The organism is Brevibacillus invocatus, assembly GCF_003710915.1.
In the GTDB taxonomy this organism is placed as follows: domain Bacteria; phylum Bacillota; class Bacilli; order Brevibacillales; family Brevibacillaceae; genus Brevibacillus; species Brevibacillus invocatus.
The window spans coordinates 148,330-162,595 of record NZ_RHHR01000028.1; the positions used below are offsets into that span (position 1 = coordinate 148,330).

The 14,266-nt window shown below is 49.9% G+C and carries 13 protein-coding genes and 1 pseudogene; 11 read left to right on the forward strand and 3 right to left on the reverse strand.

The genetic code is table 11. The features are described from left to right. Window positions 1-4 precede the first annotated feature (4 nt). On the forward strand, window positions 5-1,642 hold the full coding sequence (locus tag EDM52_RS15390) for a putative polysaccharide biosynthesis protein (RefSeq protein ID WP_122909859.1): 1,638 nt from the start codon (window positions 5-7) through the stop codon (window positions 1,640-1,642). 48 nt (window positions 1,643-1,690) lie between these two features. Here EDM52_RS15390 and EDM52_RS15395 read toward each other — a convergent pair whose 3' ends face one another. Continuing rightward, the gene (locus EDM52_RS15395; RefSeq protein WP_122909860.1) at window positions 1,691-2,071 is read right to left on the reverse strand and encodes a hypothetical protein; all 381 of its coding nucleotides are present in this window, start codon (window positions 2,069-2,071) and stop codon (window positions 1,691-1,693) included. A gap of 282 nt (window positions 2,072-2,353) precedes the next feature. Between EDM52_RS15395 and EDM52_RS15400 the strand changes: the two are divergent. Further along, window positions 2,354-2,452, forward strand: a pseudogene (locus EDM52_RS15400) (VOC family protein); the annotation flags it as partial. Between the two features lie 85 nt (window positions 2,453-2,537). On the opposite strand, the gene EDM52_RS15405 reads toward EDM52_RS15400, so the two are convergent. Both EDM52_RS15405 and csaB read right to left on the reverse strand, forming a co-directional pair. Beyond that, window positions 2,538-3,389 (reverse strand): class I SAM-dependent methyltransferase, encoded by an 852-nt coding sequence (locus tag EDM52_RS15405; protein WP_122909861.1) that lies wholly within the window; start codon window positions 3,387-3,389, stop codon window positions 2,538-2,540. 40 nt (window positions 3,390-3,429) lie between these two features. Beyond that, entirely contained in the window at window positions 3,430-4,533 is a 1,104-nt protein-coding gene (gene csaB / locus EDM52_RS15410; protein WP_122909862.1) for a polysaccharide pyruvyl transferase CsaB, read from the reverse strand. 338 nt (window positions 4,534-4,871) lie between these two features. Here csaB and EDM52_RS15415 point away from each other — a divergent pair, with 338 nt between their 5' ends. From EDM52_RS15415 to trxA, 9 genes are all read left to right on the forward strand, one after another. Continuing rightward, complete coding sequence (locus EDM52_RS15415; protein WP_122909863.1) at window positions 4,872-5,807, forward strand: 50S ribosomal protein L11 methyltransferase; 936 nt, start codon at window positions 4,872-4,874, stop codon at window positions 5,805-5,807. A 68-nt stretch (window positions 5,808-5,875) separates the two neighbouring features. Continuing rightward, the gene (locus EDM52_RS15420; protein WP_122909864.1) at window positions 5,876-7,051 is read left to right on the forward strand and encodes a thiolase family protein; all 1,176 of its coding nucleotides are present in this window, start codon (window positions 5,876-5,878) and stop codon (window positions 7,049-7,051) included. A gap of 226 nt (window positions 7,052-7,277) precedes the next feature. Then, window positions 7,278-8,282, forward strand: coding sequence for an LCP family protein (locus EDM52_RS15425; protein WP_122909865.1), 1,005 nt, complete (start codon window positions 7,278-7,280; stop codon window positions 8,280-8,282). 170 nt (window positions 8,283-8,452) lie between these two features. Beyond that, window positions 8,453-10,153: a long-chain-fatty-acid--CoA ligase gene (locus EDM52_RS15430; RefSeq protein WP_122909866.1), complete on the forward strand. Its 1,701-nt coding sequence runs from the start codon at window positions 8,453-8,455 to the stop codon at window positions 10,151-10,153. 161 nt (window positions 10,154-10,314) lie between these two features. After that, entirely contained in the window at window positions 10,315-10,902 is a 588-nt protein-coding gene (locus tag EDM52_RS15435; RefSeq protein WP_122909867.1) for a TetR/AcrR family transcriptional regulator, read from the forward strand. A 114-nt stretch (window positions 10,903-11,016) separates the two neighbouring features. Beyond that, window positions 11,017-11,790, forward strand: a complete 774-nt coding sequence (locus EDM52_RS15440) for an enoyl-CoA hydratase (protein WP_122909868.1) — start codon at window positions 11,017-11,019, stop codon at window positions 11,788-11,790. Between the two features lie 92 nt (window positions 11,791-11,882). Next, entirely contained in the window at window positions 11,883-12,650 is a 768-nt protein-coding gene (locus EDM52_RS15445; RefSeq protein ID WP_122909869.1) for an electron transfer flavoprotein subunit beta/FixA family protein, read from the forward strand. 20 nt (window positions 12,651-12,670) lie between these two features. Further along, window positions 12,671-13,630, forward strand: coding sequence for an electron transfer flavoprotein subunit alpha/FixB family protein (locus tag EDM52_RS15450; RefSeq protein ID WP_122909870.1), 960 nt, complete (start codon window positions 12,671-12,673; stop codon window positions 13,628-13,630). 313 nt (window positions 13,631-13,943) lie between these two features. Further along, window positions 13,944-14,258, forward strand: coding sequence for a thioredoxin (trxA, locus tag EDM52_RS15455; protein WP_122909871.1), 315 nt, complete (start codon window positions 13,944-13,946; stop codon window positions 14,256-14,258). Window positions 14,259-14,266: the final 8 nt, after the last annotated feature.

Consider the following 14,266-nt stretch of genomic DNA (forward strand, 5'->3'; position numbering starts at 1 on the left):
ACCCATGTTGAAAAAAAGCCATTTCCTCGCTGGTGCGTTGATACTCGCTATAGCAGGAGTTTTATCTAAAATTATCGGGATGTTTTATCGGATTCCTCTGCAGGAGATAGTCGGTGACAGTGGTCTTGGACTCTATCAGGAAGTCTATCCGCTCTACCTGACCTTCCTCGTGCTGGCAACGGCAGGAGTGCCTGTAGCGCTGTCCAGAGTGATTGCTGAAGCTTTGGCAGAGGGCAAGAAAGGCGCTGTCGGACAAATTCTGGCACGAAGCATGGTCATGATGGGCGGGATCGGGATTGTCCTGTTCGCGATTTTATACGCCAGCTCACCCCTGATTGCCAAGCTGATGGGAAACCCGCATCTGATCGAACCGATCCGTGCTATATCCCTATCCTTATTGTTTGTGCCGCTCATTGCGGTGATTCGAGGCTTCTTTTACGGACATCAGAAAATGATGTATGTCGGGCTGTCCCAGATTGTCGAACAGACTTTGCGGGTAGCTTTTATCCTCATAGCCTCTCTTTACCTGGTCCGTTTGGGAGAAGATACGGACACGGTGATTACCGGCGTCAACTTCGGTACAATGATCAGCACGTTTTTAAGTCTGGGTTTCCTGGCTTTTCTCATGTGGCTGCACAACCGGAAAAACTCCGTTTTTGCCGGCGGACAGTGGAATCGTCTGGACTGGTGGTATGATCGAGCCTTCTTTTCGACGATGTGGCGAATCGCTTGGCCGATATGCCTGAGCGCGCTGGTGATTCCGATCTTCAGCTTGACGGATTCTTTCCTAGCAATTAACATCTTCCGTTACATCTGGCATGTAGATGGTCTGACGGCGGATACCTGGTTTGGCATTTACAGCCGTGGTGGCCCTTTACTACAGATGGCAAGCCTCTTCGGGTCCTCGATTGCTCTTTCCATCGTGCCAGCCATTGCAGAAGCAAAGAGGCAAGGGGATGAAGAGCGGGTCACGACTCTGACAAAGCTGTCCCTCCGCTTTGCCTGGCTGATCGGCTTGCCAGCTGGCCTCGGTCTGACAGCGGTAGCAGAGGGTGCCAATCTGGCGTTGTATGGGGATGCAGAAGGCACGCGAGCGATGGCGATTCTGGGTGTCACTGCAATCCCGCTGTCGCTATTGCTTGCGACCAATGGAATCCTGCAAGGAGTGGGCAAAGAAAAAATTCCGGCACGCCACCTGATGTACGGGGTACTCGTCAAAATTGCTGCGACGCTGCTGTTCACATCGTGGTTTGGGATGGAAGGTCTTTCGCTCTCCTGGCTGTGTGCGACGGCATTCGTCTGCATCCTGAATATGCGCACGATCAGTCGTCTTGTCTACGTACCCATTCACTGGCGCTTTGACACGCTCTACCCGCTCCTTGTCGCCAATCTGATGCTGGTATTGGCGTGGGGTACGACGGAAGGAGTCGGATATTTGCTAGGCTGGAATGACAAGCTGCGCCTGCTGGGGGCAGCGGAAACCGTAGCTGGCGTTGCAGTCGGAATGATTGTCTATCTTGGACTGCTGTTGTTGATACCACTTATCGATGACAAGGAGCTGGATTGGTTGCCCGGCGGCAACAAGCTGCGAACGTTTATGAATATGATTCGGAAAAAACAGGCGTCCTCCAAGTCACAGTAAAGAAGGATATCCAATACGCAAAAAACAGAAGCCCAACTTCTCAGTAAGTCAAATGAGAAGTTGGGCTTTATTAACAGGAACAGATAGTATGAACACCCAAGAGTATTGCATACCGGTTCCTGAATTTTCACTTTCCATTACAATATGGTCAAATTCATTATCTTTCAAACTCAGGATTACTGCTCGATTGTCATCATGAAAGGATAAGAAATATTTCTTTTCATCAATAAGGAAATGGCCAGCTTTATAGCCGAGCGAAGTGATGCCCGTTCTTTTTATAGCAGTCCAGGGAAACTGAAAATTTCCCACTTGAACTTCTTCGACCGTACTGTAGGGAATGGCTATCTTCCTTCTCAAAGTGGCAACTGCGGTCCAGCCTGAAATATGCAAGAATAAATCTTGATCACCCAGCACAACTTGAACACTCATCTATAATCGCCTCCTATTTGTAAATCACTCTATTCGAAAACGGTGTAGTAAAGGTGAATGAAAGGATATCTTCGTTTAAAATCCGTGAAACTGGTTCATGAGGCTGTTGAAATGCAATTAAGATTTTTGCGGAATAAACATACCTGCAAAGATTCGAGAGGTACGATCCGTTGTCGGCTCATTATGGATCGCTTTTTCAATAATCTGATTAACAGATTGGACGAGCTCCTGAAATTCTTCATCCGTCAAATGAATGGGTGTATACCAATACGCAAATCCATCGTCTTAATGCCTCTAGGTGCCTATCCTTTCAGCTCAAAGTTTGCTTGGGTGCAGGATCGGTACGGCGTTTCCTGGCAATTAAATCTTGTCGACAGCTAGACATGCTGGATCACGACAAATAAAAAGGATGCCCCATAAACAGCTGAATGGCTGTTAGGGCATCCTTTTTCATGCACTTGAAAGTCTATTTATCCTTCCGGTACACACAGACTACCATCTTGACGAAAAATTCCCGCAATCCGGGCATCTCGGCCAATACCTTCAGCTGATTGCGCAACGGAATTTCCTGCTGGTAGACGGCAGGCTGAGTAACGCCTTGTTGGATCCTACGGAAGCGCTTGATGGTCATCTGATTGATGTAAGAGATCGTCTCTCGTCCATCAGGCTGTGTGCTGAAGCGAAACGAAATGCGGTCAGCGCCATCCGGCAGATCCCGAACCAATTCTTTGTATGCACGGATCAAGGCCTGGTCTGAAAAGAGGGCATGCACCCAAGGAATCCCGATGGCATCAGATAGATGCGCACCGTACGGGTGATAGTAAGGTGGAAAATTGATGTAGAGATGTCCACCTGGCTTTAGTACACGGAAGCATTCTTCGAGCGTTTTTTCCGGCTCTCCGACGTGCTCCATCGCGTCATTCATGATGATCGTGTCGAAGGTGTTGTCGGCAAAGGTCATGTTTGCCGCATCCCCCGTCATGAAGGAAACGACGTCAGCAAGTCCTTTTTCCTTGGCAAACGCATTTCCTTCCTCAGCATAGTGGGGGACGATATCGATCCCGATCATTTTTTCAGGACGGAAGGTTGCGTAGTAGCAGGTCTTGCCGCCGCCTCCACAACCAATGTCGAGGACGGTTTTACCCGTGAACATCTGTTCCTGGGAATGAAAGGGGAGGAAAAATTGAATCGTCTGGTCCCCTTTCTGGAACTGCCACTCGGTATAGCTCATCTGCCCGTCGTTCGCCAGGTTAAATGGGTGAACGGGGAGAGGAAACAAACGATTCAAGCCAATTAACATCTGAGAGGAAAGAGACATGATCCGGCCCACCTTTCTTCTAGATTTTCATCAGATACCCTCAACCTTTTTTGCTCAGGGCCTGCAGGACCAGCTCACTGCTTTTCGCAGCCTCTTTTTCGAGAAGCTGTGCCTGACGCGCAATCACTTCTTTCTCCTGATCCAGCATGTTTAGCCGTTCGGAAAGAAGGGTTAGTAGCGAGGCTGAGTCCAGTTGGGTTATATGGCCGGCATTGGGCATTCCGGCGCGTTCGACAAAACGATCGATTTTAGGATCGTAGGATATTCCGGTAAATGGGATGCGCAGCATGCATGCAAGAATGAGCGAGTGCAATCGCATACCGACGACGTAGTCACATTGTTTCAGCACGGACATGATATCATGGAACGTAACGGGAGTATCGAGAAGACGAGCTCCCTGCTGTTTCATCTGCTCCATGATCTGCTTGGACGGAGCCAGATCACTGGGGACGTGCATCGGCAGAAACAAGACATTCCAGCCCTGGTCGATAAACCAGTCAGCTGCCAGCGCCATGCTTTGTTTAAACTGCTGCTCCTGCTTCCAGTCCCGTACAGAGATGGCGACCAATGGTTTGGTCGAGTCGGCAAACAAGCCTTGTAACAACTCTTTTCCACGCTTGTCCGTTATATCATCAGCGGAAATGGTCAAAGCGGGATCTGCCGTGATGTGGATCGGTGCACGTTTTACACCGCAGGCCTTGAAGTCTTCTCCTGATTCGTGATCGCGCACAGTAATCACATCCACCCGATTGACGACGCGTTTGATCATGGAGCGGCTAAGCGACTTCAGGATCGGTCCAAACCCTTGTGCGTAGAAGACGACAGGCTTGCCCAGGAGCTTTGCTATCAGGACAATACCCAGATAGTAGAGGACACTTCGTGGACTGGTTACGTCCTGCATCAGTGTTCCCCCGCCCATCACCAGCATGTCGCTTCGCTTCAGCTCGCGGACGATGGTACCCAGGCTCCAACGGTCATAGGCTTCAATGCCGAATAGCTCAGCGGTGCGCTCAGGCTGATTGGAGAGAACAGCTAGGGAAATATTCGGTTGTTCCCGCTTGAGCGAGCTGATGATGCCGTAAAGGACCACATCGTCTCCGGCATTGTTGAAGCCATAGTACCCGGAGATGAGAATTCGCGACATGGAGTGAACCTTCTTTCTATATCAAACGTACAGGAAAAACACATTCTCAAGTATAATCGAGTAAACAATGGGAAGTAAAGCAACCCTACAGGAAAAAGAAAACGCCCATCGCAAACATCCCGATACCCAAGATCGCGAAGATGATCATCAGGATGTACATTCCTTTGTTTTTGCGACGCCGATAAAAAAATTCGTCAAACATGATAAACCTCCTTGCAGGTAAATAATCCATTCTAGTATCATACCATGCAGCCTACTATCTAGCTATTGGCAGTTGTGAACGAGGAAGCGGGTTATGTGTCATTCCATATAGACAAGGTAAAAAGGAGAAGAGTGAAGTGGAACAAAAATGGTTGAAATACACACTGAAAGTAAGACAGGACACGGAGGACATTTTTGTTGCCGAGCTGCTGGATAGTCCGTACACATTGGGCTGGGTAGAGCCCCCCTTTGAGGTGCTGACTACTGATAACGGCTACGATTTCGCACAAAATACAGAAGATGCGGTCACGGTCTATGTGTTCGAACCGATGGTGCAGCAGGAGGAAGAGCATCAGCAGCTTTTACGAGTGTACATACAGCGCTGGCCAGGGGCGATTTCCATTCTGGAAGTGGCGCAAGTGGCAGAAGAGAATGAATCCTGGAAGGACGAGTTTCGCGAAGTGCAAGTAGGTGATTGGTGGATCGCTCCGACCTGGACGGAGCCGGAAGCACTGAAGGAAGCCAAGCACATCCTTTGGATGGATCCTGGTGCAGCTTTTGGGACTGGCTATCATGGTACAACCCAGGATATTTTACTTTTCTTGCAGGAAATCACTGTGAAAGACAAGGTTGTCCTCGACATTGGAGCTGGATCGGGCATTCTTTCCTTGTACTGCGCAATCAATGGAGCGAGTCAGCCCGTCTATGCAGTCGATATCAATCCGCAGAGCGAATATCAGATGGAAGTAAACGCCGCCAACAACCAACTTCCAGCTCACGCGCTGAAAATCATCGTCGGAGATGCATTGGAGGATACGGTTCGTCGAGAATTACCGCAACAGGCAGATTTGATTTTGCTGAACATCGGTGGGGACGAAGACGTGGCGATGCTGCCGATAGTCAAAGAACGAATCGCTCCGGACGGCTACCTCCTGCTATCCGGGATGGTGGAATGGAACCGGGAGATGGTCCGTTCGACGTACGAGCAGGCAGGCTTCCAAACACTGGGGGAGCGTCAGAGCGAGGAATGGGTGACACTCCTGATGAAAGAAAGTGGAGTCACCAAAAAATAGAGCAGGTAATCATCGTTGTAACTGGCGAATGGTACGATAGAAAAAAACAATTTTGGAGGGGAAGCGGAATGGAGCATGTGGTCATTGCTGCTGCCGGACGGACACCGATTGGTACGTTCGGCGGTGTTCTAAAAGATGTAAGCGCTCGCAAGCTGGCGCAGACGGCTGTCAACGGCGTGTTGGATAAGGCTGGGGTAGAACCTAAGTTGGTTGAAGAAATCGTCCTTGGCAATTGTATTCAGCGTACAGATGAACCCAACATCGCACGGGTGGTTGCGATCGATGCAGGTCTGGGACAAGAGGTTACGGGTTATACAGTCCAGCGCCAATGCGCATCAGGCATGCAGGCGATCGTGAGTGCAGCTTCACAAATCTTGCTGGGTGACAACGAAATCGTCATGGCTGGCGGCGTGGAGAGCATGAGCAATGCCCCGTATGTCCTGAAAAACGCGCGCTGGGGAAAAAGACTCACGCATGGGGAAATGACAGATGCGATGTGGGAGTTGCTCACGGACCCACACCACCAGATTCTTATGGGTGAGACAGCAGAGCGTCTGGTTGATCGCTATGGCATATCACGCGAAGAGCAGGACGAGATCGCCTTGCGCAGCCAGCAAAACGCAATCAAGGCCATCGACTCTGGCACTTTTGCTGAAGAGATCATTCCTGTTCCTGTGAAAAAAAGAGGGGAGATCTCATGGGTCAACACTGATGAGCACCCGCGCCGCGCCGTGACTCTGGAGGGCCTCGCCAAGCTCAGACCAGGCTTCCGGGAAAATGGCACTGTGACACCGGGAAATTCCTCTGGCTTGAATGACGGCGCTTCTGCCGCATTGTTGATGAAGGAAAGCAAAGCACGGGAGCTGGGCATTGCGCCTTTGGGCAGGATTGTCTCGTGGGCAGTGGCGGGTGTCGAGCCTGATCTGATGGGCTACGGTCCGGTTCCGGCAGTTCATAAGGCGTTGTCAAAAGCAGGTCTTACGCTTGCCGACATCGATCTGATCGAAGTAAATGAAGCATTTGCTGCGCAGTATTTGGCGGTGGAAAAGCTGCTTGGTTTGCCACGTGAAATCACAAATGTGAACGGCAGTGGGATCGCTCTCGGACATCCGGTGGGATCGACGGGCTGCCGGATTGTCGTAACCTTGCTGCATGAGATGAAGCGACGCCAGCTAAAGCGTGGCCTGGCTACGCTGTGCGTGGGCGGCGGCATGGGCATGGCACTGATCGTAGAACGCACATAACGCATACAAAATCGCTTGGCGCTCAGGTTTAAACAAGGCCTCTCCTGTTAAAAATGGAAACAAGTCCCTGTCATTGTCCACAGACTGACGGGGACTTTCATTTCCTGTATCGGAAAAGAAAGAGCTTACAGACAAACGCATCCCGATATAGCAAGAATAGCCTGCCTCTAATGCGTGTTCAACAGTCTGCGCGATAGAGGTTTCTTTATACGGGGGAGGTCTAAGTATGAAGTTCCTGTCTTTTGCCAAGCGGTATGGAAAACGCATTGCCTTTCATCTCGTATCTATTTGCATCATCTCAATGCTGGTAGTGGTAGGCTATGCTGCGATTGAGTACAGACAGCTCGTTCGACAGTGGTACGTACCGATAGATGGTCAAGTCCAGCAGACTGCCAAAGCGCCCTCTGAGCCTGAGCCTGTGATTGATCTGACCTCCGTATCTCCGCCCATGAAGCCTTTTGTCGCTTTGATCCTGGGAATAGACAGCAGAGACGGCGAGCGAGCACGTTCCGACACGATCATGCTGGCAGCGATCAACCCTGGCAAGCAGTCCGCCTATCTCATCTCCATTCCTCGTGACAGCTACCTGGACATTCCCGGCAAAGGACATGACAAGGTCAATCATGCCATGGCATTTGGCGGTCCCAAGCTCGTGAAGCAATCTCTCGAATCGTTTCTTGGCATCGAGATTGATCGCTACGTTTCCGTTGATTTCGATGGCTTTCGGAAGATCGTGGATGAACTCGGCGGAATTCCGATTGATGTAAAGAAAAGAATGAAGTACAGCGATCCGAGCGACGATACTTATATCGATCTGCAGCCGGGTATGCAGACCCTAAATGGAGAGCAAGCTCTCGACTACGCACGCTACCGCAAAAGCGATCTGGGCAAAGAAGATAGCGACTACCAGCGCATCGCAAGACAGCAGGAAATCATGCAAGCCATTGCGGTCAAAGCAGCCTCTCCCGAAACTTTGTCGAAAATACATGCCTTGATGCAAATTATGGGTCAACACGTCAAGATGGACCTGACAGAAGGAGAGATTGCCGCTTTGCTGCTCGCGTATGGCAATCCGGGTGACAACCACAACCTGTTCCAGACGGATACCTTGACAGGAAGAGATGAGCGGATCTGGCAGGATGGCGTGCTGGGCTGGTATCATTTGGTGCCTAGTACAGAGCGGCAAAGAATCCGCCAGCAGATTCAAGCGGTTTTGTCTTCGTCATCGTAAAAAAGAAGACGCTTCGAATGGCGTCTTCTTTTGTTTTTGGAAAGAAAACTTCATGTTGTAACATTTTGTTGGAAAATTAACTATTTTTAGAATAGAATAAGAGTAGGGAAGAGGTTATGAATGCTGATCATACGGGACGGCAAGGCCATTAAGCGATGGAGGGAATACCCATGTCAAATGCCAAGCCTTGGATTGCCAATTACCCACCCGAAACTGCAGCTTCATTGGAATACCCCCGTGTTCCACTGACGCATTTTCTGGAACAATCAGCAGCTACGTATCCAGACCATTACGCGATTTATTTTATGGGAAAGCGAATGACGTATCGGGAGCTTTTGCATTTTTCTTATCAGTTTGCCAATGGACTCATCAAGCGAGGCGTGAAAAAAGGGGATCGTGTAGCGATCATGCTGCCGAATATTCCGCAAGCTGTGATCAGCTACTACGGAGCTCTTTTTGCCGGCGCTACTGTCGTCATGACCAATCCCCTCTATACAGAGCGGGAAATCATCCATCAGCTCAATGACTCAGGGACAGAGACGATCATTACACTGGACCTGCTTTACAAACGCGTCACTTCTGTACGATCATCCACACCATTGAAAAGACTCATTATTACCAGTATCGGCGACTACCTGCCCTTTATCAAAAAAATGCTGTATCCGCTGGTACAAAAAAAAGACGGGCACAATCCGCAAGTCACATATGGCAGCGATGTTGAGCCTTTTCTTTCTGTAGTGAAAGAAAGCGCTATCATTCCGGTGAAAGCTGAGATTGATCCCGAGCACGACATCGCCCTGCTGCAATATACAGGTGGCACCACAGGCGTAGCGAAAGGCGTCATGCTGACACATGCCAATTTGATCGCCAATGCCGTCCAATGCCGGGCTGTCATGTATAAGCTGAAGATGGGAAGCGAGCGCATTCTCGGTGTACTTCCGCTCTTTCACGTATACGGAATGACGACGGTTATGAACAAAGGAATTTCCATTGCAGGCGAAATCATTTTGGTACCCAAATTCGACGTGAAGCTGATTTTGGATGTGATCAACAAGACCAAGCCCACCCTGTTTCCAGGTGCGCCAACGATGTATATCGGGCTGATCAATCATCCAGATTTGCAGAAATACGATCTTTCCTCCATCGAGGCTTGCGTGAGCGGCTCTGCACCATTGCCAGTCGAGGTTCAGAACAAGTTCGAGGAGCTGACAGGCGGCAAACTGGTCGAGGGGTATGGTTTGACCGAAGCTTCACCGGTTACCCATTCCAATCCGATCTGGGGCAAGCGCATCTCAGGCAGCATCGGTTTGCCTTGGCCGGATACGGATAGTCGTATCATGGACCTCAGCACAGGAGAGGAAGTTCCTGTTGGCGAGATTGGCGAACTGGCCGTAAAAGGGCCGCAAGTGATGGTTGGCTACTGGAATCGCCCGGAGGATACTGCCGCTGTGCTCAAGGACGGCTGGCTGCTGACCGGCGATATGGGATATATGGACGAACACGGGTATTTCTATATCGTAGATCGCAAAAAGGATATGATCATCGCAGGAGGCTTCAACATCTATCCGCGTGAAGTTGAAGAGGTACTGTTCGAGCATCCGGCGGTGCAGGAAGCAGCCGTCATTGGTGTTCCCGACCCGTATCGCGGCGAGACGGTCAAGGCATTCGTGGTTTTCAAACAAAACATGCAGGCCGACGAGCAAGAGCTAGAGAAGCATTGCCGTGAAAGGCTGGCTGCGTACAAAATTCCCCGACAGTACGAGTTCCGTACTGAACTGCCCAAGACCATGGTAGGCAAGGTGCTGAGACGCCAGCTGCAGGAGGAAGATAAAAAGCGCAGGGAAGAACAGGAGCAGATCAAAACAAGCTAAGTTTGAAGGTAGCCCGTTTCTCTTCGTAGAGACGGGCTTTTCCCAATAAGCAGGGGTATCTACGATGTACGGGATTGACAGCAGACGATGGGATATAATACACTGATTGTGAATGAATAGTCATTCATTTTTCATCTGTGTGAGTAAACGTGGAGGTACATATGGCAAAGAAAACGGGGGAAAAGTATCAAGCCATTATTGATGCTGCAGTTCGCGTCATCGCTCGGCAGGGCTATCACAATGCTCAGGTATCCAAGATTGCCAAAGAGGCGAAAGTAGCGGACGGCACGATCTATCTCTACTTTGAAAACAAAGATGATATTCTTATCTCCTTGTTTAACGAAAAGATGGGTCATTTTATTGAAACGTGCAGGGAACGCATCTTGGAAGCGAAGTCGGCGGAACAAAAGCTGTATGCTCTCGTTCACACGCATTTCAGTCAGCTTTCTCGGGATCAGGATTTGGCGATGGTGACACAGATCGAGCTACGCCAGTCCAATCCTGAGATCAGCGAAGGAATAGGCAACGTCATGAAGCAGTATTTTGACCTGATTGACGAGGTGATTCGGGAAGGAATGGATGCTGGTATTTTCCGGCCCGACATCGAAGTGCGCCTGGCGAGAAAAATGATTTTTGGAACGCTCGATGCAGTGACGACATCATGGGTCATGAAACAGTGCAAATACGATCTTGTCTCCCATGTCGATCCCATTCATAACCTCTTCCTAAATGGTTTGAAGGGAAAGTAGTGAAAGAAAAGCTTTTGTTACAATCGTTCCTTTGTTAAAATGAAAGTGCGAAACTGAGCGACCGTTCGGAAAGGATGGTTGTTCCTTCATTTTTGATAGAGTGGAGGGTGAGAGATGAGTGCACATTGGAATGTGCAGCTGGAGGATCGTGTTGCGGTTGTTACCATCAGCAATCCGCCGGCCAATGCGCTAAGCAAGTCTGTCCTGGAAGAGCTGCAGGAGCTTCTGGGGCAATGGGAAGCTGATTCTTCTATCAAGGCAATTGTGCTGACAGGAGAAGGGCGGTTTTTCATTGCTGGAGCTGATATCAAGGAATTTACCCAGATGGATGTGGCAGATGCTAAGCAAGCAGCCAAATTGGGACAAGGATTGTTCAGCCGTCTGGAAACGTTCCCAAAACCGATCATTGCCGCTATTAATGGCGCATGTCTCGGAGGGGGACTGGAATTGGCGATGGCTTGCCACATCCGATTGGCTGCAGTGGAGGCGAAGCTTGGCTTGCCTGAGCTAAATCTGGGCTTGATTCCAGGCTACGGAGGTACACAGCGTCTCCCTCGCCTTGTAGGCCGTGGAAAGGCGACGCAGCTGATTCTGACCTCGGAGATGATCGGCGGCGAGGAAGCGCTACGCATCGGCTTGGTCGAAGGCGTTTATCCAGCTGAGCAATTGCTTTCCGAAGCGAAAAAGCTTGCTGCAGCCATCTCGCAAAAAAGTGCAGTGACAGTGAGATTTGCCTTGGAGGCGATCCACTCATCCAGCACACTCTCCCATACAGAAGGGATGGACAAGGAAGCGGAGCTCTTCGGTAAGGCTTTTGCAACAGAAGACGTCAAAGAAGGCGTAGGCGCTTTTCTGGAAAAGCGGAAACCGCAATTTTCCGATCGTTAAATCCCATCGTTAACGATATATATGAAGAAGAGAAATGGCTTGCCTCATTAACCATTTCAAGGTAGCATCTCGACTAAGGAGGGGTTATTTGAATGAACATTTTAGTTGTGTTGAAACAGACATTTGACACAGAAGAGAAAATTGTGATTCAAGGTGGAAACATTTCTGAAGACGGTGTTGAATTTATCATTAATCCATACGATGAGTATGCTGTTGAAGAAGCGATCAAGCTGAAGGAAGAGCATGGTGGCGAGGTGACAGTGGTAAGCATCGGGCCGGATCGTGCTGAAAGCGCACTGCGTACCGCGCTGGCCATGGGAGCTGACAAGGCAGTTCTGGTGGATGACGAGTCCCTGTTTGGTGACGAGTTCACAACAGCGAAGGTTCTTGCAGCGGTTGCAAAAAAAGAAGGCTTTGACATCATTCTTGGCGGCCAAATGGCTGTAGATACAGGTGCCGGACAAGGTGGACCTCGTCTTGCTGAGGAGCTGGGCATCAACCACGTTTCAACTGCAGTAAAACTGGAGATTGATGGCACTTCCGTACGTGTCGAGCGGGATGTGGAAGGTGATCTGGAGGTTGTGGAAACCAGCCTTCCTGTATTGATCACAGCTCAACAAGGCTTGAACGAGCCGCGTTACCCTTCCCTGCCAGGGATCATGAAAGCAAAGAAAAAGCCTCTGGACCGTCTCTCTGCTGATGATCTCGGTCTGTCTGCCGATGAGGTAAAAGCGAAGACTGAGATTGTAGATCAAATTTTGCCGCCAACAAAACAGGCTGGGCGCATCTTGTCCGGTGATCTGGCTGCACAGGCGTCTGAATTGGTGCAACTGTTGCGCAACGAAGCGAAAGTGATCTAAGAGAGAGGGAGAGGATTTCCATGAAAAAAGTACTTGTATTGGCAGAGGTTCGCGACGGACAGCTGCGTAATGTATCGCTGGAAGCCCTTGCTGCAGCACAGATCATTGCAGAAGGTGGCGAAGTGGTCGCAGGCGTTTTTGGGGCAGGTGCAGCAGCTCACGCGGCGATTCTCGGCCAGCATGGAGCAGCTTCAGTCTACACGGCTGAGCACGAGGCATTGGCGCAGTACACACCTGATGCATATGCGCAAGCAGTTACACAATTGATCGAATTCGTGTCTCCAGATGCTGTTGTCTTGGGTCATACAGCAATCGGACGTGACGTTGCTCCTCGTGTTGCAGCTCGTCTCGGGTTCGGACTGGTTTCTGACGTAACAGGGGTGGAGGCAGGACCTGTTTTTGTTCGCCCGATTTACGCAGGGAAAGCCTTCCAAAAACGCAAGTTCAATGATGGAAAGGTGTTCATCACCATCCGTCCGAACAATATCGCAGTGGGAGAGGCAGACGCTTCGAAAACGGCTTCGGTTGTTCCGGTTGATTTGGAAATCAAGGATTTGCGTACGATTGTAAAAGAAGTTGTGAGCAAAACAAGCGGCAAAGTCGATTTGTCTGAAGCGAAGGTTATCATCTCCGGCGGTCGCGGAGTGAAAAGCGCAGAAGGCTTCCAGCCGTTGTATGAACTGGCTGAAGTGCTGGGTGCTGCAGTCGGCGCGTCTCGCGGTGCATGCGACGCGGATTACTGCGATTACTCCATGCAAATCGGTCAGACCGGAAAGGTAGTAACACCTGATTTGTACATCGCTTGCGGTATTTCTGGCGCCATTCAACACTTGGCTGGTATGTCCAGCTCGAAAATTATTGTGGCGATCAACAAGGATCCGGAAGCGCCGATTTTCCAGATTGCAGATTATGGAATCGTCGGCGACCTGTTTGAAGTCGTGCCATTGCTTACAGCAGAGTTCAAAAAGGTTCTTGTTTAAACAAATAGAGAAGGAACATAACGTCCCGAAGCTCGGGGCGTTTTTTTGTCCGCGGATTCCTACCGCCGCTTTGATCGCATTGAACGTCGTGACGGTAATCATATGATCACGAGAGGGACATCCATCGTTTAAAGCAAACGGGGCAGTAAAGAACGAAAGAATCGGTGATGGACCGTTAGAATAACGCTTGGCAGGACACACTAACGGAAGAGTGCGGAAAGTGTCTGGCGCCGTAGTCATATTGATGCAGGGATGATATACTAAATGTGTGAGGTACTTTTTTCCGTAGGAAGAGATCAAGGAGGTAACTTTCATGGCTATCGTAAATGCATCTGATCAAAACTTTTCCCAAGAAATCGAGCAAGGAACTGTCCTTGTTGACTTTTGGGCACCTTGGTGCGGCCCTTGCAAAATGATTGCACCGGTGCTGGAGCAAATCGACAGCGAAGTGGGCTCCAAGCTCAAAATCGTAAAGGTAAACGTCGATGACAACCCAGAATCTGCAGGTCGTTTTGGCGTTATGTCTATTCCTACACTGATCGTGTTCAAGGATGGTCAACCTGTCGATAAAGTAATCGGCTTCCAACCAAAAGAAGCACTGATGGCGACAGTAGGCAAGCACCTGTAAGGTGACCA